The sequence below is a fragment of the Mitsuaria sp. 7 genome, from assembly GCF_001653795.1.
GTDB lineage: Bacteria > Pseudomonadota > Gammaproteobacteria > Burkholderiales > Burkholderiaceae_C > Roseateles.
Genome location: NZ_CP011514.1, coordinates 3,527,700 through 3,551,462, shown reverse-complemented (window position 1 = coordinate 3,551,462; position 23,763 = coordinate 3,527,700). Strand labels below are relative to the sequence as shown.

Here is a 23,763-nt window from a genome sequence, read left to right as displayed (position 1 = left end):
GACACGCGGACGGATGAAGGCGTCGTTAACGCCCGAGCGATGGTTGAACGTCCCGTGCCAGGTCTTGCGGGTATCCCAGGAGGAGTGACCGAAAGCCCGCTGATAGCGTCTCCCGCACAAAAATGCGCATCAGGGAGAGCGCGTGAAATCAGCGATGGGACTGGTCGTCTTGCTGGCGGCAGGGCTGCACGGCGTTGCTTGCGCCGCCAATGACGACGGCGACCCGCACCCCAGGCTGGACGATGGCCAGAACAAGGTCACCTTGCCGCCGAGTGTCAACAACTGGAAGTCGATCGGCTACATCAAGTACATCTCGGTCGATCAAGGGTTGATTCAGAACGCCCCACCGCTCGGCGGTGAGGCCGGCTCTCCGCTCAAGGACAACAAGGCGAATCCGCCGGGCACGAACGGAGGCACGGACGATCCGTGCATCACGCCGCAGACTGCTCACCCGGTGATGATCGCCACGGGCGAGAAGTTCAAGGTCGAGCAGGACATCGTCGCCAATGGCGCCTATGGCTTGGGGCTGAGTCGCACCTATCGCAGCTTCTCCAGCACGCCGGGCATGTTCGGTCCGAAGTGGACGTCGAGCTATGACTACGCGCCGTTGACGCCGCTGGGCGCCTGCAACACGAACGCCGACTACCCGGGCAAGTGTGTCCCGAGCTCCATCCGCTTCACGAAACCCGACGGCGCGAGCTACACATTCACGCCGGATCCGACCAACAACATGGTCTATCACGTGAGCGGCTCGTCGGCGCTGGGCAAGCTCACGATCGTGCCGCGCGACTGGTCCTTCGCGCTCAACATGGACGGGCTCACGCTCTTCTACAACAACACCTACACGATCCGCAGCATCACCAGCCGCGGCAGCTCGCCGCTGGTGACCTACACCTACCCGTTCGCGGGCTCGACGTCGCCGTCGCGCATCGCCAATGCCGCCGGCCATTACATCGATTTCACCTACAACGCCGCCAGCGCGGTGACGCAGGCCAAGGACCAGGACGGCAACATCTGGACCTACGGCTACAACGCGCAGGGCATGTTGGCGACGGTCACCGCGCCCAGCGGGGCGCCCGACGTCCGGACCTACTTCTACGAGGCGGGTGCGATCGATGCCAAGCTGCTGACCGGCATCGCCATCAACGGCGTGCGCTACAGCACCTACGGCTACTACGCGGACAAGCGCGTGCAGTTCAGCGGGCTGAGCGGTGACGAGGAGCGGGACGGCTTCACCTATGGCACCGACACCACGACGGTCACCGACGCGCGCGGGCAGGCCACGGTCTACACCTTCGCGTCGCTGCAGGGCGGGAAGAAGCTGACGTCGGTCTCGCGCCAGCCGACCTCGTCCTGCCCGGCCGCCTCCGCGACCACGGCCTACGACGCCAACGGCTGGACGGACTACACGCTCGACTGGAACGGCAACAAGGACGATTACAGCTACGACGCCGCAGGCAAGCTGCTGCAGCTCACGACGGCGGTCGGAACCAGCTCGGCGAGCACGCAGGTCAACACCTGGAACGGCGACCTGCTCGCGAGCTCGCTCTTCAAGGATGCGAACGGCGCGTCGCTGTACCGGATCGACTACACCTACTTCACGACGGGCAACGCGCTCAACAACGTGCAATCGATCGTGACCACGGACCTGGTCAACGGCGGAACGCGAACGACCACCTTCGGCTACACGTTTGCCGCGTCCGCCGTGCTGACGAGCAAGACGGTCACGCAGGCGCTTCCGGGGGGGAACGCGACAACGACCTGGCTCTTCGACGGCTCAGGCAACCTCACGTCGGTCACCGACCCGGTGGGGCGGCAGTGGAGCTATTCGGGCTACAACGGCCGGGGCCTTCCCTCCCATGTCGTCGATGCCAATGGGGTCGCGACCGACCTTGTCTACGACGCGAAGAGCAACGTGACCACGTCCACGACGACGATCAACGGTGTCGCCCGCACGACGACCTATGCCTACAACGCCGACCGGCTGATGACGGATGCCAGCTATCCCGACGGCTCGGCGCAGCGGTGGCGGTACACAGCGTCCATGCGCCTTTCCGACGTCGGCAACGTGCGCGGCGATTACGTGCACACGGCCGTGGCGGTGCCGCCGCTGTCGAGTTCGATGAGTTCCGCGCGCAACACCCCCGCGTCCAGCGGCGGGACGCCAGTGGTCGGCGGCACGGGAAGCTTCGCCACGGCGGCGCGGTACGACAGTCTCGGACGCACGGTCACGGCGCTCTGGAGCGACGGCGTCAACGCGCGGCAGACCTTCAGCTATGACAAGAACGGCAATCTGCTGACGAGCACACGCTCGGGGCACACGACGTCCATGGCGTACGACGCCATGGACCGTGTCACGCGCGTCACGGCGCCGGATTCGGGGATCACGCAGTTCGGCTACGACCCGGCAGGGAACCTTCAGACGGTGCAGGATCCGCGCGGATTGACGACGCGTTACGGCTATAACGGATTGGGCCAGCGCGTGTCGCTGAACAGCCCCGACACGGGCGTGACGAGCTACGCCTACGACAGCGCGGGACGGCTCGCCAGCGAGTCGCGCGCTGATGGGCAGGTCTGGACCTACGGATGGGATGCCGTCGGCCGCATGACGAGCCGCTCGTCGGGGGGGCAGGTCGAATCGTTCACGTATGACGGTGGTGCCAACGGCAAGGGCCATCTGACGCAGATGAGCGACCTGTCGGGACAGACAAGCTTCGCCTACAACCCCGACGGGCAGTTGGCGTCTCAGACCGTGACGATTGCGGGGCAGACCTACTCGACCTCCTACAGCTACGACAACGCCGGTCGCGTGACGGGCATGACGTATCCGACGGGCGTGAGCGTGAGCTACCAGTACGACGCGTATGGACGGCTGAGCGCGGTGCTGGGCACGCCGACGGTGCCGTGGTCGACGGTGGCGAGCAGCTTCCTCTATCAGCCGGCGACAGACCGCCCCTATGCCTGGCGATTCGGGAACGGACTGCCGCGAATGGAGACCTGGGATGCCGATGGATTGCTGCAACGCGTGGAAAGCCCCGGCGTGCAAAACCTCGGCTACGGCTATATCGGAAGCAACGTTCTGCAGATCACCGACTCGGTGTATCCGGCGCAGACGAGTGCGTTCGGCTACGACGGCAATGACCGGCTGACGTCGGTCAGCAAATCCGGCGACGACCAGACCATCGCGGTGGACAACGTCGACAACAGGACCTTGCTCATTCGGGCGGGGACGTCCACCAGTTATGGCTTGGCGCCGGACAGCAATCGCCTGATGAGCGTGGGCGGGGCCAACTGGCGGAACTTCTCGTACGACGCGGCGGGCAACCTCTCCAGCGAGTCGCGTTGGGATGGGAGTCGCGGGTACGGCTATGACGCGTTCAACCGGCTCAACAGCGCGACGATCAACGGCGCGACGGTCGGGCAGTACCTGAACAACGGCTTGAACCAGCGGGTCATGAAGACCAGTGCGGCGGGGCAGACGCGCTACTTCTACGGGCCCGGCGGCGAGCTGCTCGCCGAGATCGGGCCGCAGACGACGATCTACCTCTGGGCTGCTGGGCAACTGCTGGGGATTTCGCGCGATGGCCAGTTCTATGCGAGCCACAACGATCACCTTGGCCGACCTGAAGTGCTGACGGGTTCATCAGGCAACGTGGTCTGGCGGGCCAACAACGCGGCGTTCGATCGCAGCGTCGTCGTCGATGCCATCGGCGGGATGAATGTCGGATTCCCGGGGCAGTATTACGACGCGGAGACGGGGCTGTGGCAGAACTGGAATAGGTATTACGACGCGTCGGTGGGGCGCTACATTCAGAGTGACCCGATCGGGCAGGCGGGCGGCATCAACACGTATGTTTATGTGCGCGGTAATGCTTTTAACCTGAGCGATCCGGACGGCCTGTCGCCAAAGCCGGAGTGGTGGAACAAGATGTGGGCCTCGCCGGATACGTCGAAGTGCGCGACTGCAGAATGCGCTGCGGGGCTACTACCTGCCCCACAGGATAATCGTACGCAATTGCAAGTTGATAGTGGTCAATGCCAACTCGTCTGCAATATATCGTCTGCCGCTCCGGTCGCTGCCTGCAACATGGCTCTCGGGGGCGGGCTCGTCGGTGGCGTGGCCGCGACTGCGGGCAGGATGTCCATTTGCTCGATGGTGTGCAAACAATAGGAGCTGTCCAGATGAATCGCCCTACCTGCCCACATTGCGGTGCCAATCCGGTCATCGCCTTTTTTAGACCCAATTTTCAATGCCCTGCGTGCGGCACTGAGTTATCAAGTGATCTGCGTCTGTTGAGCGTCATTGAGTGCGTTGTCGGACTCATTCCTCTGATTCTGCTTGCCGCTGCGATCAAGACGGTAGATGCCTTTGCAGAATGGCCTTTCGCGGGAGTCATGGCACTACTGATCGTGCCGGCGGGGTTTGTTCACTGGGCAGTACTGAGCCAGTTTCTGAAGCTTCGAGCAACGGCTGCTCCTTGACGAGTCCTCGTGACTTCTCCCGTTGTGGTCAGAACAAAACAATTGGCCGCGCCGTGCTCATGCTGGGTGTCAGCATAGCCCTTGCCGGTTGCGGGGATGTCTTGTGGAGTCGCGAACTTCATGTCGAAGTGTCGGTTGATTCTTACCCTCAGTGCGCGCGCGTGGCTCTTGCCAAAGTCCCAATTGAAAAAATTGATAAGTACTTTGAGAAGACCGATATTGTGGACTTTGTGATTCCGCTGGGTGCAACTGCTGAAATGTTGACCGGTTGAATTCAGCGCGATACATCTTCCGGACTTGGAATCACTGCGTTTGGTAATGGCTCTTCTGAACCTGAAAATGTTCGGATAATATTGGAGCCGATTCTGCAGAAGATTTCGGCCGAGTTGGTCTCGGCGTGCGGTGCAGTGCGTCCGGTGAAAGGTTTGGCTGGATCTGGGAGTGGCCGCTGAAAAAATTATTTTGATTGGCTAGAGTGTCCGCGCTCCATGCTCAGTTATCGAAATACCCCATGATTTCGTAGTCCCATTTGGTACATGTAAGGTACGGTGGCTGACTGGTATCATTCGGTGCTGGCAATCGGCTGCAGCGCGCTCGCGGAGGATTGATATGTGGCTCTGCGCTCACGCTATTATGTACTTCAAATTGATTGACGCCGCTCAAGATTCATTCTTGGTGCATGAGAATGTCTATCTTGTTGATGCGAAAAGCGCGGATGAGGCGGATTCGATTGCCCGGGGAATCGGCCAGTGAGGAATGCTGGTTTTTCCGACGCTCCTATGGCCACGGGTCCAAGTACTCTTCTGGATGGATTGCGCCCCCATTGAGTTTAAATCTTGGTATGGCTGCGAGACCGATATAATGAGCCGAAAAGCCATTGGCAGAGTATTGGGTATCATTTTCTTTACTGCCGTTGTTGCCGGGTGTGACGACATTCTATGGCTCCACGAAAATCACGTGAAAGTATCCACCAAGAATTATCCGCAATGTGCTCGTATTGCCTTGGCGGGCGAGCCCGTCGAAGGAGTCTCTGATTTCCTTGGTGACCCGCAGATCATCGATTTTTCAATTCCGGTACGAGGTGGGCATCGACCAGTTGCCGGTCGCATTCAAAGGGACGGTGAACTTGGGCTCAAAGTTCTCGCATTTAGCAAGGGTTTATCGGAGCCTGAAGAGGTTAAATCGCAGCTGGATCCTATATTGAAACTTATCGCCTCCGGTCTTCAAGAGAAGTGCGGTGCGCCATAACTCCTGCGTTCCACCTCGCCGATGTCCAGCGCCGGGTTCAGCGCTTGAAAAACCGCGCGCAAGTTTTTCACCCTCCGGGGGCAACGGGGCGGATTTCAAGGTCTTGATCGCGAGCAGCGCCGAAATGAAACTGGATCGACGTCATTTGGAAATCGGCTGTGATGACTATGCCCGTGGTCGTTTCAAGGCCGCTGCAAGAAACTTCTCAATCGCCGCCCGGTACGGCAATGCGGAAGCTCAAGTCAATCTCGCGAACATGTATGACCTGGGCGAGGGTGTGCCCGTGGACGTCAAGCTTGCAGTTCACTACTACAGGCTCGCTGCAAGTAAGGGGCTAACGCAGGCGGCATATAACCTCTTCGTGCTTTACCGCACAAGAGGAAATATGAGAGGGGCCCGCTACTGGTTGCAGCGCGCTCGCGATTTGGGGGACGAAGATGCGCTGAATGCTCAGATGGACGATCGAAATACCTCGTGATTTCGTAACCCCGTTTGGCGGAGATATGGAGGCATCAATCCGATCGGCTATTCCTTTTCCGCCGATGTCCCTGGGTGCGAGGAGCCCTTGCTCGCTGATTGGCTTGGTATGCGACGACTCGTCGATCAAGGTAAGGCACGGCTGGCTGACAAGTTTATTTGATACTCAATGTTGGCTGAGACCTGCTCGCGGAGGATTGATATGTGGTTCTGCGCTCACGTAATCATGTACTTTAAGTTGATAGACGCCCCTCAGGAGTCATTCCTGATCCACGAGAATGTCCATCTTGTCGAAGCGAACAACGCAGATGAGGCGGATTCGATTGCCCGGAAAATCGGCCAGTCTTGTGAGGATCCCAGTAAAGATGGGCATCTGGAATTGAATGAGCAAAAGGCGGCCTATCTATTCGCGGGGATTCGCAAGATCATCGAGGTTGAAATTAATCCTGAGACTATCTCTGCGATAAATCTCAGCGGGCGGGAAGTTACATATTCTGTATATGAGGTTGATACGTTTGAAGAGGTTTGCTCTCTGGCGAATGGTGACATGATAAATGTCTTGTATCGAGAGTAGGCATTCGTATAGGTACGGGAGTGATTGCCGGAAGCCGCGGCGACCTTGCGACGGGAGATGAAGTGCAAGCTATAGGCCGTGCCCTGCTCATTCTGGGAAGTGCAGTAGCAGTTGCCGGTTGCGGCGATGTTTTGTGGAGTCGCGAACTTCATGTCGAGGTGTCCGTGGTTTCTTACCCTCAATGCGCACGCGTGGCTCTAACCAAAGTCCCGATTGAAAAAATTGACAGGTATTTCGAGAAAACGGACATCGTCGACTTCGTCATTCCGTTGGGGACAGAGCGCGGAGCGCTGTCTGGCCGAATCGAACGCGATACCGCGTCCGGACTTCGAATCACTGCTTTTGGCAAGGGTTCTTCTGAGCCCGAAGATGTTCGAATAGTATTGAATCCACTATTGCAGAGGATTTCGGCTGAACTGGTTTCAGAGTGCGGTGCAGGGCGTAGCGCGTCCGCTCAATTGAGCGACTCATGACACGGTCCTCCGGGTTCTTGAAGGCAATGGCGGCCTATGACTCGGACGACGAGTTGCTGGCGTTGGCTTGTTGGAGGCGTGCGCGGAGACCGGGGAGGCCATTGCCTGCTTCATGATGGCGCTCTGGTGCGCCGGAAACGAAGGGATGCCGCGCGGCGCGGAACGCAGCAGACGGTGGCTCTCCATTCGAGGAGTTGGCTGACGGCGGTGATCTGGAGGCTCAGTGGCGCCTCGGACAGAGCTATCGTTTCGGAAACCTCGTGCCGACAAAGGGTTCAAACACGCGGAGCACGTCTTGCGCGCTCTTCGATATTGAGACCGCCCGTTCAGCCGCGCTGCACCGCCTCCACCGCGTCCAACACCGCCTCCGGCGTCGCCGGCGCGCGCAGCGGCGGATCGCAGCGCTCCGGTCCGCAGGCCGCGACCGCGTCCTTGATCGCGAGCAGCACCGAGAACGGCAGCAGCAGCGGCGGCTCGCCGACGGCCTTGGAGCGGTGGATGCTGTCCGCCGCGTTCGGCGCGTCGTAGAGCGCGACGCGGAAGTCCTGCGGCATGTCGTTGGCCGTCGGGATCTTGTAGGTGCTGGGCGCGTGCGTCAGCAGCAGCCCCGACTGCGGATGCCACACGAGCTCCTCGCTCGTCAGCCAGCCCTGGCCCTGCACGAAGGCGCCTTCGACCTGGCCGATGTCCAGCGCCGGATTCAGCGACTTGCCGACGTCGTGCAGCACGTCGGCGCGCAGCACGCGGGTCTCACCGGTCAGCGTGTCGATCAGGACCTCCGCCACCGCCGCGCCGAAGGCGTAGTAGTAGAACGGGCGGCCCTGCAGCTTCGCGCGGTCCCAGTGCAGGCCCGGCGTCGCGTAGAAGCCGTCGCTCCACAGCTGGATGCGCTCCAGGTAGGCCTTGGCGACCAGCTCCTTGAAGCCGATCGCCTTCGGACCGTCGAGGCCCTCGCGATGGCCGTCGCCGTTGCCATCTGCCCGTCCGTCGACGCGGACCTCGCCGCCGTCGAAGACGAGCGCCGCCTCCTCGCAGCCGAGCAGCCGCGCCGCCAGCGGCATCAGGCGCTGCTTGATCTTGCGCGCCGCATCCTGCGCGGCCTTCCCGTTGAGGTCCGAGCCGGTGGACGCTGCCGTCGCCGAGGTGTTGGCGACCTTGCTCGTGTCGGTGGCGCTCGCGCGCACCTGCGAGGCGGGCACGCCCAGCTCGTGCGCCACCACCTGCGCGACCTTGGTGTTGAGCCCCTGGCCCATCTCCGTGCCGCCGTGGTTCACCAGCACCGAGCCGTCCGTGTAGACATGCACCAGCGCGCCCGCCTGGTTCAGGTGGACGACGTTGAACGAGATGCCGAACTTCACCGGCGTGAGCGCCAGGCCGCGCTTGAGCACCGGGTTGGCCGCGTTGAAGGCGGTGATCTCCGCGCGTCGCGCGTGGTAGCCGGAGGTCTCGACCAGATGGTCCGTCAGCGGCTGGATCTGGTTGTCCTCGACGCGCTGTCCGTAGGGCGTGACGTCCTGGCCGTCGCGATAGAAGTTGCGCTGCCGCACCGTCAGCGGATCGAGGCCCAGGCGCCGCGCGACGCCGTCGAGGATCATCTCGATCGCCAGCGCGCCCTGCGGGCCGCCGAAGCCGCGGAAGGCGGTGTTGCTCTGCGTGTTCGTCTTCGCGGCGTAGCCGTGCATGGAGACGTTCGGCAGCCAGTAGGCGTTGTCGAAGTGGCACAGCGCGCGCGCCATCACCGGGCCGGAGAGGTCGGCGCTGTGACCGCAGTTGGAAATCAGGTCGATCTCGGCGGCGAGGAGGCGGCCCTCGTCGTCGAAGCCGACCGACCAGCGGTAGTCGAAGCCGTGACGGCGGCCGGTGACGAGGAAGTCGTCGTCGCGGTCGACGCGCAGCTTGACCGGCCGGCGCAGCTTGTGGGCCGCGATCGCCGCCACGCAGGCGAAGAGCGCCGACTGCGACTCCTTGCCGCCGAAGCCGCCGCCCATGCGGCGGCACTGCACCGTGACCTGGTGCGACTGCCAGCCCATCGCATGCGAGACCAGCTGCTGCATCTCCGAGGGATGCTGCGTCGAGCAGTGGATCAGCAGCGACTGGTTTTCCTGCGGCAGCGCGTAGCTGATCTGGCCTTCCAGGTAGAACTGCTCCTGACCGCCGACGGCCCATTCGCCGTCCAGCCGGTGCGGTGCGGCGGCGAGCGCGGAGGGCGCGTCACCGCGCGCCAGGTGCATGGGCGGAATGACGTATTGCCCGATGGCATGGGCTTCGCGGGCGGTCAGCACCGCCGGCAGCGGCGTGCTGACGACGGCCTGCTTCGCCATCGCCGCGGCGCGGCGTGCGAGTTCCCGATCGGTCGCGATCACGGCGTAGACCGGCTGGCCGACGTAGCGCAGCTCGCCGTCGGCGAGGATGGGATCGTCGTGGAGCAGGGGGCCGCAGTTGTTCTCGGCCGGGATGTCGGCGGCGGTCAGTACGGCCACGACGCCGGGCTGGCGGCGCAGCAGTTCAAGGTCGATGGACACGAGCGTCCCGTGCGCCACGGGCGACAGGCCCAGCGCCGCATGCAGCGTTCCTTGAGCCTCGGCGATGTCGTCGATGTAGGTCGCCTCGCCGCTGACGTGCAGGTGCGAGGACTCATGAGCACGGCTGACGCCGACCTGCGGCTGCAACGCCGCCGGGGGTGCATCGATCGGCGCGTCGACGCTGAAGCCGACCGGGAGTTCCGACGGCTTGTTCATGCGACGCTCCGCTGCAGGTTGACGGCCTGCCAGACGCTGGTCGATTCGGCAGAGATCGGCGCGTTGGCGCGGGTCTCCAGCCAGAAGCGGCGGATCAGGTTCGCGGCGGTGCGCTCGCGGTAGCTCGCGCTCGCGCGCAGGTCGGTCATCGGCTTGAAGTCCTCGCGCAGCGCCGCGGCCGCGGCGATGGAGGCGGCCTCGTCCCAGGCGCGGCCGTTCACCGCGGCCTCGGCCTTCGCCGCGCGCTTGACGATCGCGGCCATGCCGCCGAACGCGAAGCGGGCATCGCGCACGACGCCGTCTTCGAGTCGCAGGCTCAGCACTGCGCAGACGGCGGAGATGTCGCTGTCGTAGCGCTTCGCGAGCTTGTAGCCGCGCAGCCGCGTGCCGGGCGGCGGGGTGGGGACCTCGATCGCCTCGACGAACTCACCCGGTTCGAGCGCGTTCTTCATGTAGTCGAGATAGAAGGCGTCGAGCGGCAGCGTGCGCTGCGTCGCGCCGCGTCGCAGCACGATGCGCGCGCCCAGCGCGATCAGCGCCGGCGCACCATCCCCGATCGGCGAGCCGTTGGCGATGTTGCCGCCCAGCGTGCCGGCGTGCCGCACCGGCGGCGAAGCGAAGCGCAGCCAGAGCTCGCGCAGGGCGGGCACATGCGCGGTCAGCGCGGACCAGGCGTCTTCCAGCGTCACCGCTGCGCCGATGCGCAGCGTCGTGCCTTCCTGCGCCGTTACCGTGTCGATGCGCCGGAGCCCTTCGACGCGTCCCGTGAGGATCACATCGCCGAGCTCGCGCTGCTGCTTGTTGACCCAGAGGCCGACGTCCGTCGCGCCCGCGACGATCCGCGCCTGCGGCATCGATTCGCGCAGCGCGGCGAACTCGTCGATCGAGCGCGGCGCGAAGGCGCGCTGCGGCGAGCCGGCGCGCGAAAGCGCCTCGTAATGAAGCGGTGGATCCTCGGCCAGCACGCGCAGCGCGTCGACGATGGGCGCGTGGGCGATGGTGCGCGCGGGTGCGTCGAACATGCGCTCGCCCGCGTCCAGGATGGGCCGGTAGCCGGTGCAGCGGCACAGGTTGCCCGACAGGTCGTCCGCGAGCGCCTGACGGTCCGGTCGCGTGCCGCAGGCTTGGTGCCGCTCATAGATCGCCTGCATCGTCATGGCGAAGCCGGGCGTGCAGAACCCGCATTGCGAGCCGTGGCAGTCGACCAGCGCCTGCTGGACCGGGTTCAGGTCGGTGCTGCCGCCCAGGTCCTCGACCGTCAGCAGCGCCTTGCCGTCGAGCATCGGCAGGAACTGGATGCACGCGTTGACGTTGCGCAGGTCGACGGCCTTGCCGTCGGCATCGAGTTCGCCCACCAGCACCGTGCAGGCGCCGCAGTCGCCTTCGGCGCAGCCTTCCTTGGTCCCGGCGCAGCGGGCGTGCTCGCGCAGGTACTGCAGCACCGTGGTCGTCGGCGGCAGACCGGAGACGGACTGCAGCTGTCCCTGGTGGAAGAAGCGGATCGGACGGGGAGAGGTCATGGACGGAAGCGAGGCTGGGCGCGCCGGAAAGGACGCTGTCTGGCAAGCAAGAAACGGGCGAGGACCGGGCGATGAAAGGGCGATGAAAGGGCGAGAAACGGGCGGGAAGCCAGTGAGAGTGGCGATGAGCGGCCCCGGATGCACTTACCCGGAACGGTACTCCTCCGACGTCGCTATGGTTATACGATGGGGGTTATGACTTCTATATGCCATGGGACATGTCGGAAGCGCTGAACTTCGACAAGATCGACCTCCTTCTGGTGCGGGTCCTGCATACCTTGATTTCCGAGCGCAGTGTGTCCAGGGCCGCCATGCGGCTCGGCAGCACGCAGCCCGCCTTGAGCGCGCAGCTGCGGCGTCTGCGCACCCTGACGGGCGATCCGCTGCTGGTGCGCAGCGGCGCCGGCATGACGCCGACCGCCACCGCGCTGGAACTGCTGGCCCCCGCTGAACGTCTGTTGCGCGAAGCCGATGAACTGTTCGGCGCGCGTCTGCGCAAGTCCGGCTTCGATCCCGCGACCGCGGAGCTCCGCTTGAGCATCGCGGCCAGCGACTACCTCGATCCCTTGTTCCTGCCGCTGCTGGTGGCGCATCTGCAGCGCCTCGCGCCGGGCGTGCAGCTCGATCTGCAGCCGCTGAACGCGGATTTCGACTACCGGACCTCGCTCGCCCGCGGCGAGGTCGACCTCGTGATCGGCAACTGGCTGGAGCCGCCCGGAGAACTCCACATGGGCCGGCTGCTGGTGGACGAGGTCGTCTGCCTGGTCAGCCAGGACCACCCCGCCGCGCGCATGGCGCCGCGCGCGTGGACGCAGGACCGCTACCTCGATTGCCAGCATCTGGCGCCGATGCCGCTGAGCCGCGGCCAGCCGGGCGTCATCGAGCAGCATCTGGCCTCGCTCGGCCTGGAGCGCCGCATCGCGGTGCGCGGTGCCCACTTCGGACAGCTGCCGCAGATGGTGGCGCGCAGCTTGCTGGTGCTGACCACGGGGCGGCTGTTCTGCAACCGTTACCTGGACCAGTTGCCGGTCACGGTGCTGCGCTGCCCGGTGGCGTTCCCGCCGATGACGTACTACCAGCTGTGGCACGACGTCAGCCACAACAGCGCGCCGCTGCGCTGGCTTCGCGAGCAGGTGCGCGAGGTCGCGCGCGAGCTCGTGAAATAGCGTCTTCCGAATCCGTTTCTGAATCCTTTTCCCTGAATCCATTTCCGCTGAACGCATGACGACCGATCGATCCGCCGCTCCCGCACGCCTGGCCCTGAAGGGCGACCTGCTGGACTTCACCGCCGCGCCGCAATGGGCGCGCGTGGACGACCCCGCCGTGCGCTTCCGTCCGGATCACTGGCTGCTCATCGAGGACGGCCGCATCGTCGGCGCGCAGACCGAGGATCCGGGCGACGGCTGGGTCCGCCATGACCACAGCGGCCGGCTGATCCTGCCGGGCTTCGTCGACACGCATGTGCACAGCCCGCAGCTGGACGTGATCGCGTCCTACGGCACGGAGCTGCTGGACTGGCTCAACACCTACACCTTCCCGGCCGAGCAGCGCTACCAGGATCCCGAGATCGCGCGCATCGGCGCGGGACGCTTCCTGGACGCGCTGCTGGCGCACGGCACGACGTCGGCGGTGGTTTATCCGACGGTGCACAAGGTGTCCGCCGATGCGCTGTTCGACGCCGCCGCGGAGCGCGGCATGCGCCTCATCACCGGCAAGGTGCTGATGGACCGCAACGCGCCGGAAGCGTTGCGCGACGATGTCGTGCAGGCCGAGCGCGACTGCCTCGACCTCATCGCCAGGCACCACAACCGCGAGCGTCTGTCCTACGCCGTCACCGTGCGCTTCGCGCCGACGAGCACGCCCGGGCAGCTCGCGATGGCCGGCGCGTTGTGCCGCGCCGATGCCAGCCTCTACATGCAGACGCACGTGGCCGAGAACCGCGGCGAGGTGGAGTGGGTGGCCAAGCTCTTCCCGGAGGCGCGCAGCTACCTCGATGTCTACGACCGCGTCGGCCTGCTGCATCCGCGCGCGGTGCTGGCGCACGGCATCTGGCTCGACGACGAGGACCGCCGCGTCGTCGCGCGCACGGGCGCCCACATCGCGCATTGCCCGTCGTCCAACCTGTTCCTGGGGAGCGGGCTGTTCGACTGGCCCGGCGCGCTCGCCGCAGGCGTGCGGGTGAGCGCCGCCAGCGACGTGGGCGGCGGGACCTCGCTGTCGGCGCAGCGCACGCTGGCGGACGGCTACAAGGTGCAGGCGCTCAACGGCCAGCGCCTGACCGCCTGGGCGGGGCTGCATGCGGCGACGCTGGGCGCGGCCGAGGCGCTGGGACTGTCGGACGAGCTGGGCCATTTCGGCGCGAAGACCCTGGCCGACGTCTGCGTCTGGGACTGGGCCGCCGGCCCCGTTGCAGAGGCCCGCATGGCGCTGGCGCGAGACCCGCATGAGCGCGCCTTCGCCTGGATGACGCTGTCGGACGATCGCAACCTGGTGGCGAGCTACGTCGCGGGCGTGCCGCAGTACCGCCGGCCCTGACTACCACTGGCCCTGAGAACGCCGGGGTCTCCCGTTCATCGCGCCTGGATGCGGCCTGTCGGGGCAGGACGCAGCGCGTGGATCCCGGGATGGTCAAATCCTGACCCCAGTGCCTACAGTCGGGGGTTCCCGGGACGTCCCCGGGACCGATCAGGAGAGGAGATCCCCGATGAAGAAGTTGTCCCCGAAGGGCGCGCCGCGTCTGGCGCTGAGCGCGCTGTGTCTGGCGCTGGGCGCGATGACGGCGATGACGGCGATGCCGTCGCAGGCCGCGACGGAGAAGGTCGCGAAGACCCCCGCGGCGGCAGCGACCGCAAAGGCGCAGGCCAGGTCCGCGCAGCCGCGGCCGGCCAAGCCCTACACGATCGAGCAGTTCATGGCGACGACGTCGGTCCGCGGCGCGTCGTTCTCGCAGGACGAGCGACGCATCCTGCTCAGCAGCAATGCGACCGGCATCTTCAACGTCTACAGCCAGTCGGTCGACGGCGGCGAGCCGGTGGCGCTGACGACCTCCACGACGGAGAGCCATTACGCCGTCGGCTATTTCCGCAACGACGACCGCGTGCTGTTCACCCGCGACCAGGGCGGCAACGAGAACAACCACCTGATCGTGCGCGAGCTCGACGGCAGCGAGCGCGACCTGACCCCCGGCGACAAGGTCAAGGCCGGCTTCTCCGGCTGGAGCCGCGACGGCGACGCCTTCTTCGTCACGACCAACGAGCGCGACGCGCGCTACATCGACGTCTACCGCTACGACGCGAAGACCTACGCCCGCACGCTGATCTACCAGAACAACGACGGCAACGCGGTGTTCGACGTCAGCGGCGACGGCCGCTGGGTGGCGCTGGGCAAGACCAACACGACGGCGGATTCGGACGTCTACCTGTACGACGTGCAGTCGAAAGAGACCAAGCATCTGACGCCGCACCAGGGCGTGGCCTCGTTCAGCACGACGGACTTCGATCCGGAATCGAAGACGCTGCTGATCCTCTCGAACGAGGGCTCCGAGTTCCAGCGCCTGATCGCCTACGACCTGGCCTCGGGCCAGAAGCGCGACCTGGAGAAGTCGGACTGGGACATCGTCTACAGCAGCTACTCGCGCGACGGCCGCTACCGCGTGACCGGCGTGAACGCCGACGCCAGCCTGGAGCTGCGCATCGTCACGACCGCCGACAACAAGCCGGTCGTGCTGCCCAAGCTGCCCGGCGGCGAGCTGCGCGGCGTGACCTTCTCGAAGAGCAGCCAGCGCATGGCGTTCTACCTGAACGGCGACCGCTCGCCGAGCAACCTCTACGTCTACGACTTCGGGACGAAGCAGGTGAAGCAGCTGACCCGCACGCTGTCCAAGGACATCGATCCGGAGGAACTCGTCGAAGGCCGCATCGTCCGCTTCCGATCGTTCGACGGGATGGTGATCCCTTCGGTCTACTACGAGCCCAAGGAAGCGTCGCCCACCAACAAGGTGCCGGCCGTGGTGATGGTCCACGGCGGCCCCGGCGGCCAGACCACGCGCGGCTACGCGGCGATGGTGCAGTACCTGGTCAACCACGGCTACGCGGTGCTGGGCATCAACAACCGCGGCAGCTCGGGCTACGGCAAGACCTTCTTCACCGCGGACGATGGCAAGCACGGCCGCGAGCCGCTGTGGGACTGCATCGAGGCCAAGACCTACCTCGCCGGCACGGGCGTCATCGACCCCGAGCGCATCGGCATCATGGGCGGCAGCTACGGCGGCTACATGACGCTGGCGGCGATGGCCTTCCGGCCGGAAGCCTTCAAGGTCGGCATCGACATCTTCGGCGTGTCCAACTGGCTGCGCACGCTGGAGTCCATCCCGCCGTACTGGGAGAGCTTCCGCAAGGCGCTGTACCTGGAGATCGGCGATCCGGTGAAGGACAAGGATTTCCTGGTCGCGACCTCGCCGCTGTTCCACGCCAAGGAGATCCGCAAGCCGCTGCTGGTGATCCAGGGCAGGAACGATCCGCGCGTCATCAAGCCGGAGAGCGACGAGATCGTCGACGCGGTGAAGAAGAACGGCGTGCCGGTCGAGTACGTGGTCTTCGACGACGAGGGCCACGGCTTCTCGAAGAAGAAGAACCAGATCGAGGCCAACCAGAAGATGCTCGAATTCCTCGACAAGTACCTGAAGCCCGGCCTGAAGAATTAATTCCGTGCGAAGTTGCACGGTTTACAGGCTGTTGCCGCGCCTCGCGCCGGCATAGGCACGATGCCCCCAGACAAGAAAAGAGCCCGGCCAAGTGCCGGGCCTTTTTGTCCAGACACAGAGAGAAGCGCCCGGTCCAGGACGCCCCGCGCAGGCCACAAGCCTGCGGGGCTCGTCGGGCTTCTACACGATGGGGGATCAGATCATGCGATTCGATGGCACGTTGGAGAGTTGGTACGCCGAGCGCGGCCACGGGATGATGAAGCCGGAGCAGGGCGGTGATGCGCTGTTCGTGCACGTCTCGGCCTTCCCCATGGACGGACAACCGCCCCGCGAAGGCGAGCGCCTGAGCTTCGAGGTTGTGTCCAGAAGTGACGGCAGCAAACAGGCGGTGCGGGTGCATCGTCTGCAGGAATACAAGCTGCCGTCGCAGCTGCGTCCCGCCCGCATGGGCTCGCGCCCGCCGCGTCCGATCGCGCGCCGCCGCACGTCGCCGCTGACGTGGACGGTCCTGGCGCTGCTGGTGCTGGGCGTCGGCGCCACCGTGTGGGCACCGGCCAGCCATGCCATCGGGGGCAAGTTCCTGAGCCAGGCGCAGGACCAGGCACAAGGCCAGGCGCGCCGCTGAACCGCGGCTGAACCGCGGCTGAACTGTTTACTCCTTGGGGCTGGCACCTGCAGCCCCGTCGCCCTCGCGGAGGCCCTCTCGCTCCGCATCTTTCAGGCTGCCCCCGGGCAGCCTTTTTTGCGTCTGGCGCTCGCTGCTCCCGCTCGTCAACGAAAGCCGGGCAGGGGGCTCCTCATACTGTTCGCATGCTCACAAAATCGTCGCCCCCTGCCCGGCTTCCGTTGACTCGGAGCACGGGCCGCGGGGGAGGGGATCACACCTTCAGTTCGAGGCGGACCGTCCATACGGTGAAGCTGCGACCGGTGCTTTCGCTGGTGACGATGCGGCCCGGCGTGGTGGCGATGCTGCCGTTGCCGTAGGTCAGCGGGACGAGGTTGCTGGCGGCGACGCGCACCGCCACGACCGGCGAGAAGGTCCACATCGCGGAGAGGTCGATGACGCGCTTCTTGTCGATCTCGTTGAGGATCTGGTTGCTCTGCTGGAGCAGCGTCGACGGCGTGTAGTTTAACGAGGCGCCCAGCGTCAGCGGCACCGAGCGCAGCCGGTAGTCGGCACCGAGGTTGGCCGTGTAGCGCGGCTGCTGGTCCAGCTTGTTGTTGGGGCCCTGGATGCCGTCGACGGCCGAATGGAACAGCGAGAGGTTGCTGCGCAGGTTGACCGGGAGCGCGTCGGTCAGGTACTCGTCGAGGCGGAACTTGGCCTCGAGCTCCACGCCGTAGGTCCTGGCGTTGCCGATGTTGCGCGGTCGCACGACGTAGCGCTGCACGGGGGCGTAGGGCACGGTCTCGAGCACGACCTGGTTGCGGATCAGGTCCGTGATGCGGCGATAGAAGAAGTTGGCGCTGAGCAGGCCGCCCTTCGAAAGGTATTTCTCGTAACCGATCTCGACACCCGTGGCCATCTCCGGCTTGAGATCGGGGTTGCCGAGCCGGTCCGGCGAGTCGACGGTGTTGTACGAGCAGGGCAGGTTGGGGTCGTCGCACGGGAAGCGGTTGCTGATGCTCAGCCGTCCGATGACGTCGTTCAGGTTGGGCGACTTGTAGCTGCGGGTCAGGCTGGCGCGGATCTGCTCGCGACTCTTCTCGTCGATCTTGTAGACGGCGTGCAGCAACGGGGTCAGCACGCTGGAGCTGTTGCTGACGGGCCCCTGGTTGTTGGTGCTTTCCGTCTTGATGCCTTCCCAGCGCAGGCCGGCGTAGAAGCCCCACTGCTTGCCGACGTTCCACTCGTCCTGCGCATAGGCGGCGAAGCGCCGCGTGGACGCGTCGACGTTGTCGCCGAAGTCGGCGAGGAAGCTGCAGGCGGTGCCGGCGGCGCCTTCGGTGTAGCTCTGCAGGCAGACGCGGTTCTGGTGGCGTTTGGTGCCTTCGCCTTCGACGCCGGCGACCAGGTTGTGGTCGTTGTCCATCTGGTGGGTCAGCTTCGTGTTGAAGCTCCACGAGGTGTCGCGGCTGCGGGTGGTGTCGTCCTGCGTCCGGTAGAAATCCGTCGCCGTGTCGGTGACCGTGTCCTCCGCGCGATGGCTCTGGCTGGACATCGTCATGCGGCCGACGCCCATGCGGGTCTCGACGCGCGACTTGTCGTCCAGGCGCTTGTTCCACTGCACGTTGAGCCGGGCCATGTTGGAACGGCTGCTGCCGTCCGTGGCGGCGGTGTTGTAGCGCAGGGCTTCGGGATCCTTGTCGTTGGTGATCGGTGGCGTCTGCGTCTGATGGAAGTTGCTGGACGACTCGCCGCGATTGGCCATCAGGAAGGGCTGGATCGCGATCGTGTCGCCGCCGTCCAGGCGCAGCTGGAGGCGGCCGGTCATGTTGAGCGACTTGCGCTCGTCGCGGGACTGGCCGAGGTTGGTCAGCAGCGTGTCGCGCTGCGTGACGCCGGTGTCCTTGTCGAACACGTGGGTGAACGAGCGCGAGTCGATGTCGTCGACGCGCTTGTGCTGCATCGCGTTGACGGTGAAGTTGTAGGCGTCGCCGTTGTCGCCGATCTTGTCGTTGCGGGTCCAGTTGAAGTGCGGGGTGACGTGGTCGCGCTCGAAGGCGGTGGCCAGGCGGACCTCGTTGAGCCGTCGCTGGAGGGCTTCGCGCAGGACGACGTTGATGGTGCCGGCGATGGCGCGCGCGCCGAACTCGGCGGTGGGGGCGCGCATGACCTCGATGCGTTCGATCTGTTCGGGCGGGAGCTCGTCGAGCGAGAAGCCCGGCGGCATGCGTTCGCCGTTGACGAGGATCTGGGTGTAGCCGCCGCCCATGCCGCGCATGCGGACCTCGCCGCCGCGGCCGGGTCGGCCGCCGGTGGTGACGCCGGGCAGGCGCTTGAGCACCTCGCCGATGGTGGCGTCGCCGTAGCGTTCGATCTCCTCGCGGCCGATGACGATCTTGGAGGCGGTGGAGGCGCGCCGCTGGTCGTCGTCGCGCGAGGTGCCCTGGACCTCGACGCGGTCGAGCTGGGTGGGGTTCTCGGCTTCCTTGGTGGCGGGCGGCGCCGCGGGGCGCGAGCGGTCAGGCGTCGGCGACGGTGCTTTTGCGGGCGGCGTGGCGGGAGCGGGTGGCGTGGTCTGCGACCAGGCGGAGGCGCTCAGGCCCAGCAGGAGGGCGAAGGGGAGCGGATGCAGGGCAGGTCGGCGGGTGCTTGTCATTGAGCAATGGCAGGAGCAAGCGCGGCCCGATCTGGCGATGGCTGGGACGGAAGCGCGAAACGGGGTTGTGGGGGCGCCGCGCACGACGGCAGGAGGGCGTGTCGGTGCGGAATGGTCGAAAGGATCGCACGCTGTACGTTTCGTGACGGAGGCGAGCGCGGACTTTCAAAGTTCTTTACCCAAGGTGATGGGCGGGCGCGACGCAGCTAGGTGGAAACCCCGCAAATGCGGGTCGGAGTGGGAGCTTGCTTAACCACTTTGAGTGTTATCCGCCTCGAATGGGTGGAAGACGTCAGTGCCATGCACTGACTCATGTAATTGGCTGCGTTGAACGCCGTGGGCACATTGAAGGGGCTCGCTGACTGGTCGCGAGCAAGTCACGGCGGCGCAGTTGATGGCCGCTTTTCCTTCAGTCATCCTTCTTGGAGTCAACACAATGGAACTGCGTGAACTCACGCTGGAAGAAATTGAGATTGTTGCTGGGGGCATCTCTGATGCCTTGTTGAGCGACATCGGCAAGGGCGCGCTTGCCGGCGGCTTCGCCGGATTCGCGGTGACTGGCGGCACGCCTGTGGGATTCCTGGGCGGTGCTGCCGTCGGCGCCGTTGGTGGCGCGGTCCATCATTACTGGGTCTCGTACCAGGCGCATTGATCGAAGTCCCGGGGCGCGCTGTCGGTCGACGGCGCGTCCCTCTTGAACCTAACTGGGGACCCTATGCTCGATCTACTCGACCTTGAGAAGTTGCGTGTCGCCGGACCGCGCAGGTTTTTGCTCTTCTTCTCGTTTGGCCTGTCGATGCTCTTCTTCGGCCTGTTCGTCGCCATCGGCGTCGTCATCGATGGGCACTTCGATGCGAACTGGAAGCTGCTGGTCGTGAGCCTTGCCTTTGGCCCGATCATGGTCGCGCTCTTTGGCCGTGGCATCTGGAGGCTTTCCTCGCAGTGAGGCCTTCCTGAAGTCCCAATGAAAGAAGCCACCCCGGGGGTGGCTTCGTTTCTGAATGGGGTATCCGCGACGCTGGTGACGGGTTCCAGCTCTCTGCCCAGTAGTGCAGCCGGTTGTTGCCTCGGATGCATTGCATTCTGCCGAGCTTTTGTGACGGGCAGTTGACGAAAAGCAAGGCCAGAGCGGGTCAGTTCATCAGCAGGTGCTCGCCACTGCGGGCTGCAGGCGTCGCGTCGACTCGCGCACGATCAACTGCGGCGCGGGCGGCTCGATCGTCGAGCCGCCGGTGCGCAGCAGATCCAGCATCGCGGACGCCGCGCGGCGTCCGAGCTCGGCGATGTGGACATCGACCGTCGTGCGCGGCGGACTGGCATGCGCGGTGTTCAGGAGATCGTCGTAGCCGACGAGCGAGACGTCTTCCGGCACGCGCAAGCCGCGGCTGTGCAGCACGCGCGCGGCGCCGGCCGCCATCTGGTCGTTGGCCGCGAAGACCGCCGTGAACTGCGCACCGTGGTCGAGCATCCGCGTCATCGCCGCGGCGCCGCCGACCTCGCAATAGTCGCCGCTGCCGATCAGGGCCTCATCGACGGCAAGACCCGCTTCGGCGAACGCCGCGCGGTAGCCGCGCTCGCGCTCCGAGGAGTCCGCGTGCGCCGGATCGCCGCTGATGAAGGCGATGCGCGTGTGGCCGCGCTCGATCAGATGCCGCGTCGCCACGCGCGCGCCTTCGAGGTCGTCCGTCTTCAGCGCATGGAGCCCCACCGCCTGCAGCGCGCGACCGGTCACGACGACGGGCAGTTCGCGCGCGAGCGCGGCGAGGAACTCATCGCTCAAACCGCCGGTCAACACGATGATCCCGTCCACGCGCCGCGATCGCAGCGAGGCGATGCAGCGCTGCTCCTCATCCGGCTGCCAATGCCCGCTCGCCACGACGAGGCCGTAGCCTGCGGGCGTCAGCACTTCCTCGATGCCGCGCAGCATCAGCGCGTAGAACGGGCTCTCGAAGTACTGCGCGAGCAGCCCGACGTTGAAGGTTCTCCCGTCCGCGAGCGCGCGGGCGATGGTGTTGGGAACGAAGCCCAGCTGGTCGATCGCGCGGCGGACACGCTCGGCCTTGTCCGAACTCACCTGCGCGGCGCCGCTGAGCACGCGCGAGACGGTGCTCGGCGAGACGCCGCTGGCGGCGGCCACCATGCCCAGCGTGACCTCGCTGGACGTGGACAGGAGGGGCTTCTTTCTCTTCATGGGAAAGCGCTTTCAAGAACCCGATGATCCTACTCCCGCGCGCGCTTGATGGAAGAATGCGCCGCGACTCCCGCCTCGGCATTCGCCCAGGCCCGCCGCTTGCTCTTGCCGCCCCAACTGTCATTCCTGCCAAGCCATGTCGGAACGTCTCAAGGTCCTGGTCGCCGATGACCAGCCGGACTCGCTGGATCTCCTGCGCGAACTGCTCACCGTCTACAACTTCGAGCTGCGGGTCGCGCGCAGCGGGCTGGAGGCGATCGGCATCGGGCTGAAGTGGGAGCCGGACCTCCTGATCACCGACATCGACATGCCCGACGCCGACGGTCGGCACCTGGCCGGACGGCTGAAGGTGAGCCTGCCGGCGCTGATCGCGATCGCGGTCAGCGGCACGCCGCTGAACACGGACTTCGAGTCCGCCGAGGACCTGATCTTCGACGACTACTTCGTCAAGCCGATCGACTTCGGCCGGCTGCACAAGACCTTGACCAAGTACGGCGCGAAGCTCGACGGCCAGCCGACGATCTACTGAGCGTCGCCGGGACCGGGGCCGCAACCGTCGCCGCAACTGTCGCCGTCGCGGCAGCCGCGGCCCGGCGGGCGCACCCGTATCATCGGCCGCACCGTGATCGACATCGGGAGGCGCCGTGAGGCGACTGCTGCACCTGACGAGCCGCCATCGCGCGCCGTCCACGAACCAGGCGCTGGGGCTGCTGCTCGCGTTCAACGCGGGCGCGGTGAATGCGGGCGGGTTCCTGATCCTGCAGCGCTACACCTCGCACATGACGGGCTTCGCCTCGCAGCTGGCGGACGGCGCGGTGATGGGGCAGGGGACGCTGGTGCTGAACGCGCTGGGGGCGATCCTGGCCTTCCTGGGCGGCGCGGCGGTCTGCGCGGTGCTGGTGAACTGGGCGAGGCAGCACGGCCTTCGCAGCGTCTATGCGCTGCCGCTGATGCTGGAGGCGGCGCTGCTGTTCCCCTTCGGGCTGATGGGCGCGATCACGCTGACCTGGCACACGCCGTTCGCGGTGCCGCTGACGGTGCTGCTGCTGGCGTTCATCATGGGGCTGCAGAACGCGGTGGGATCCAAGACCTCGGGCGGGAGCATCCGCACCACCCACATGACGGGGAACATCACCGACCTGGGGATGGAGCTCGGGAAGATGCTCTATTGGAACCGGCAGCCGTCGGTGAAGCGCGTGGCGGTGCGGCATGACCGGCAGCGGGCGATGAGGGCGGGCGGACTGCTGGCGGCGTTCGTGCTCGGCGGCGGCGCGGGGGCGCTGGGGTTCAAGTACCTCGGGTTCGTGTGCGTGGTGCCGCTGGCGGCGGTGCTGTTCGTGCTGGCGTTGCCGCCGGTGACGAAGGACTGGGGGCGGTGGCGCGGCCTCCTCACGCGGGGGCGCTGAGCGCGCCGGAACCGTTCCTGGCCGACGCACAATCCGGCGAACTGGAGCCCCGCATGCAAGACCACCTCGACGTCGACCTGGACCCGCAGAAGATCAACGCCTTCTGGGCCTGGCTGGCGTCGCACCAGTCGGACCTGAACGCCCTGGAGTCGCCGGACGATCCGTTCTGGGACGAGCTGCTCGCACGCCTGCAGGCCGTGAACGAGGGCCTGTGGTTCGAGGTCTCGGCGGCCGGCGAGAAGGATCGCGAGCTGGTGATCACCGCGCAAGGCGACTGGGAGCTGTTCCCGCTGGTCGAGGCGATGGTCTCGGTGGCGCCGGAGCTGCCGGGATGGACGGCGGTGCCGTTGAAGCCGGCGATGGGCTTCGGTTTCAGCATCGGCTATCGCGGCCTGGAGCTGAACCCCGACGACATGTGGTTCGAGCCGCTCGTGGATCCCGACTCGCCGGAGGTGCTCGGACTGCGCGTGGCCGTTCAAGGCTTCAACGACGACCAGGAAGAGGAGTTCGCCAACGGGCTGCTGCTGATCCTGGATACGGCGCTCGGAGAGAAGGCGGCCGCGACGGACGTCGATCTGGTGGAAGTCTGCGAGATGCCCGCGGACCCCGATGACGAGGGGTTCCTGCCGTTCACGGAGCTGGCGAGCTATCTGGCTTGGCGGAAGAGTCGCCTCACCCACTGAACGACT

Annotated in this window: 19 protein-coding genes; 15 read left to right on the top strand and 4 right to left on the bottom strand. The window is 65.6% G+C overall.

The features are described 5' to 3' along the window. The first annotated feature begins 154 nt into the window (after nt 1-154). The 6 genes from ABE85_RS15580 to ABE85_RS15575 all read left to right on the top strand — a co-directional run bounded on the left by ABE85_RS15580 (nt 155) and on the right by ABE85_RS15575 (nt 6,781). Nucleotides 155-4,171 (top strand): RHS repeat-associated core domain-containing protein, encoded by a 4,017-nt coding sequence (locus ABE85_RS15580; RefSeq protein WP_067276394.1) that lies wholly within the window; start codon nt 155-157, stop codon nt 4,169-4,171. A gap of 11 nt (nt 4,172-4,182) precedes the next feature. Beyond that, entirely contained in the window at nt 4,183-4,482 is a 300-nt protein-coding gene (locus tag ABE85_RS27640; protein WP_157522487.1) for a hypothetical protein, read from the top strand. Next, entirely contained in the window at nt 4,479-4,754 is a 276-nt protein-coding gene (locus ABE85_RS27635) for a hypothetical protein (RefSeq protein ID WP_157522484.1), read from the top strand. The genes ABE85_RS27640 and ABE85_RS27635 overlap by 4 nt, the downstream gene beginning before the upstream one ends. A gap of 589 nt (nt 4,755-5,343) precedes the next feature. Next, nucleotides 5,344-5,730 (top strand): hypothetical protein, encoded by a 387-nt coding sequence (locus ABE85_RS27630; protein ID WP_157522481.1) that lies wholly within the window; start codon nt 5,344-5,346, stop codon nt 5,728-5,730. 124 nt (nt 5,731-5,854) lie between these two features. After that, nucleotides 5,855-6,208 (top strand): tetratricopeptide repeat protein, encoded by a 354-nt coding sequence (locus ABE85_RS26990; protein ID WP_157522478.1) that lies wholly within the window; start codon nt 5,855-5,857, stop codon nt 6,206-6,208. A 168-nt stretch (nt 6,209-6,376) separates the two neighbouring features. Then, the gene (locus tag ABE85_RS15575; protein WP_082938649.1) at nt 6,377-6,781 is read left to right on the top strand and encodes a DUF4288 domain-containing protein; all 405 of its coding nucleotides are present in this window, start codon (nt 6,377-6,379) and stop codon (nt 6,779-6,781) included. A 799-nt stretch (nt 6,782-7,580) separates the two neighbouring features. Here the strand turns inward: ABE85_RS15575 and xdhB are convergent. Both xdhB and xdhA read right to left on the bottom strand, forming a co-directional pair. Further along, nucleotides 7,581-9,992, bottom strand: a complete 2,412-nt coding sequence (gene xdhB, locus ABE85_RS15570; RefSeq protein ID WP_067276391.1) for a xanthine dehydrogenase molybdopterin binding subunit — start codon at nt 9,990-9,992, stop codon at nt 7,581-7,583. Further along, complete coding sequence (gene xdhA / locus ABE85_RS15565; protein WP_067276389.1) at nt 9,989-11,512, bottom strand: xanthine dehydrogenase small subunit; 1,524 nt, start codon at nt 11,510-11,512, stop codon at nt 9,989-9,991. Before xdhA ends, xdhB begins: the two co-directional genes overlap by 4 nt. A 206-nt stretch (nt 11,513-11,718) precedes the next feature. Here xdhA and ABE85_RS15560 point away from each other — a divergent pair, with 206 nt between their 5' ends. The 4 genes from ABE85_RS15560 (at nt 11,719) to ABE85_RS15545 (ending at nt 16,839) form a co-directional block, all read left to right on the top strand. After that, nucleotides 11,719-12,678, top strand: coding sequence for a LysR family transcriptional regulator (locus ABE85_RS15560; protein ID WP_231993104.1), 960 nt, complete (start codon nt 11,719-11,721; stop codon nt 12,676-12,678). A 55-nt stretch (nt 12,679-12,733) separates the two neighbouring features. After that, nucleotides 12,734-14,047, top strand: coding sequence for a guanine deaminase (gene guaD, locus ABE85_RS15555; protein WP_067276380.1), 1,314 nt, complete (start codon nt 12,734-12,736; stop codon nt 14,045-14,047). 169 nt (nt 14,048-14,216) lie between these two features. Continuing rightward, the gene (locus ABE85_RS15550; RefSeq protein ID WP_231993103.1) at nt 14,217-16,214 is read left to right on the top strand and encodes a S9 family peptidase; all 1,998 of its coding nucleotides are present in this window, start codon (nt 14,217-14,219) and stop codon (nt 16,212-16,214) included. A 202-nt stretch (nt 16,215-16,416) separates the two neighbouring features. Further along, nucleotides 16,417-16,839: a cold-shock protein gene (locus ABE85_RS15545; RefSeq protein ID WP_231993102.1), complete on the top strand. Its 423-nt coding sequence runs from the start codon at nt 16,417-16,419 to the stop codon at nt 16,837-16,839. A gap of 253 nt (nt 16,840-17,092) precedes the next feature. Here the strand turns inward: ABE85_RS15545 and ABE85_RS15540 are convergent, their stop codons facing one another. Continuing rightward, the gene (locus tag ABE85_RS15540; RefSeq protein ID WP_082938648.1) at nt 17,093-19,477 is read right to left on the bottom strand and encodes a TonB-dependent siderophore receptor; all 2,385 of its coding nucleotides are present in this window, start codon (nt 19,475-19,477) and stop codon (nt 17,093-17,095) included. Nucleotides 19,478-19,913: 436 nt separating this feature from the next. On the opposite strand from ABE85_RS15540, the gene ABE85_RS15535 reads away from it, so the two are divergent. Continuing rightward, nucleotides 19,914-20,129, top strand: coding sequence for a Blp family class II bacteriocin (locus ABE85_RS15535; RefSeq protein ID WP_067276374.1), 216 nt, complete (start codon nt 19,914-19,916; stop codon nt 20,127-20,129). A gap of 63 nt (nt 20,130-20,192) precedes the next feature. After that, nucleotides 20,193-20,423, top strand: coding sequence for a hypothetical protein (locus ABE85_RS15530; RefSeq protein ID WP_067276371.1), 231 nt, complete (start codon nt 20,193-20,195; stop codon nt 20,421-20,423). Between the two features lie 195 nt (nt 20,424-20,618). Here the strand turns inward: ABE85_RS15530 and ABE85_RS15525 are convergent, their stop codons facing one another. After that, nucleotides 20,619-21,668: a LacI family DNA-binding transcriptional regulator gene (locus ABE85_RS15525; RefSeq protein WP_067276368.1), complete on the bottom strand. Its 1,050-nt coding sequence runs from the start codon at nt 21,666-21,668 to the stop codon at nt 20,619-20,621. 136 nt (nt 21,669-21,804) lie between these two features. On the opposite strand from ABE85_RS15525, the gene ABE85_RS15520 reads away from it, so the two are divergent. From ABE85_RS15520 to ABE85_RS15510, 3 genes are all read left to right on the top strand, one after another. Beyond that, the gene (locus ABE85_RS15520; RefSeq protein ID WP_067276364.1) at nt 21,805-22,197 is read left to right on the top strand and encodes a response regulator; all 393 of its coding nucleotides are present in this window, start codon (nt 21,805-21,807) and stop codon (nt 22,195-22,197) included. 115 nt (nt 22,198-22,312) lie between these two features. Further along, nucleotides 22,313-23,074, top strand: a complete 762-nt coding sequence (locus ABE85_RS15515) for a YoaK family protein (protein WP_067276362.1) — start codon at nt 22,313-22,315, stop codon at nt 23,072-23,074. 53 nt (nt 23,075-23,127) lie between these two features. Continuing rightward, entirely contained in the window at nt 23,128-23,757 is a 630-nt protein-coding gene (locus ABE85_RS15510) for a hypothetical protein (protein WP_157522475.1), read from the top strand. The last annotated feature ends 6 nt before the right edge of the window (nt 23,758-23,763 follow it).

Coding starts and splice junctions, on each gene's coding strand:
- ABE85_RS15575 (WP_082938649.1), top strand. CDS start 6,377: ATGTTGGCTGAGACCTGCTCGCGGAGGATTGATATGTGGTTCTGCGCT.
- xdhA (WP_067276389.1), bottom strand. CDS start 11,512: ATGACCTCTCCCCGTCCGATCCGCTTCTTCCACCAGGGACAGCTGCAG.
- ABE85_RS15560 (WP_231993104.1), top strand. CDS start 11,719: ATGCCATGGGACATGTCGGAAGCGCTGAACTTCGACAAGATCGACCTC.
- ABE85_RS15520 (WP_067276364.1), top strand. CDS start 21,805: ATGTCGGAACGTCTCAAGGTCCTGGTCGCCGATGACCAGCCGGACTCG.
- ABE85_RS15550 (WP_231993103.1), top strand. CDS start 14,217: ATGAAGAAGTTGTCCCCGAAGGGCGCGCCGCGTCTGGCGCTGAGCGCG.
- ABE85_RS27640 (WP_157522487.1), top strand. CDS start 4,183: ATGAATCGCCCTACCTGCCCACATTGCGGTGCCAATCCGGTCATCGCC.
- ABE85_RS15510 (WP_157522475.1), top strand. CDS start 23,128: ATGCAAGACCACCTCGACGTCGACCTGGACCCGCAGAAGATCAACGCC.
- ABE85_RS15580 (WP_067276394.1), top strand. CDS start 155: ATGGGACTGGTCGTCTTGCTGGCGGCAGGGCTGCACGGCGTTGCTTGC.
- ABE85_RS27630 (WP_157522481.1), top strand. CDS start 5,344: ATGAGCCGAAAAGCCATTGGCAGAGTATTGGGTATCATTTTCTTTACT.
- guaD (WP_067276380.1), top strand. CDS start 12,734: ATGACGACCGATCGATCCGCCGCTCCCGCACGCCTGGCCCTGAAGGGC.
- ABE85_RS15530 (WP_067276371.1), top strand. CDS start 20,193: ATGCTCGATCTACTCGACCTTGAGAAGTTGCGTGTCGCCGGACCGCGC.
- xdhB (WP_067276391.1), bottom strand. CDS start 9,992: ATGAACAAGCCGTCGGAACTCCCGGTCGGCTTCAGCGTCGACGCGCCG.
- ABE85_RS15540 (WP_082938648.1), bottom strand. CDS start 19,477: ATGACAAGCACCCGCCGACCTGCCCTGCATCCGCTCCCCTTCGCCCTC.
- ABE85_RS15545 (WP_231993102.1), top strand. CDS start 16,417: ATGCGATTCGATGGCACGTTGGAGAGTTGGTACGCCGAGCGCGGCCAC.
- ABE85_RS15535 (WP_067276374.1), top strand. CDS start 19,914: ATGGAACTGCGTGAACTCACGCTGGAAGAAATTGAGATTGTTGCTGGG.
- ABE85_RS15525 (WP_067276368.1), bottom strand. CDS start 21,668: ATGAAGAGAAAGAAGCCCCTCCTGTCCACGTCCAGCGAGGTCACGCTG.
- ABE85_RS26990 (WP_157522478.1), top strand. CDS start 5,855: ATGAAACTGGATCGACGTCATTTGGAAATCGGCTGTGATGACTATGCC.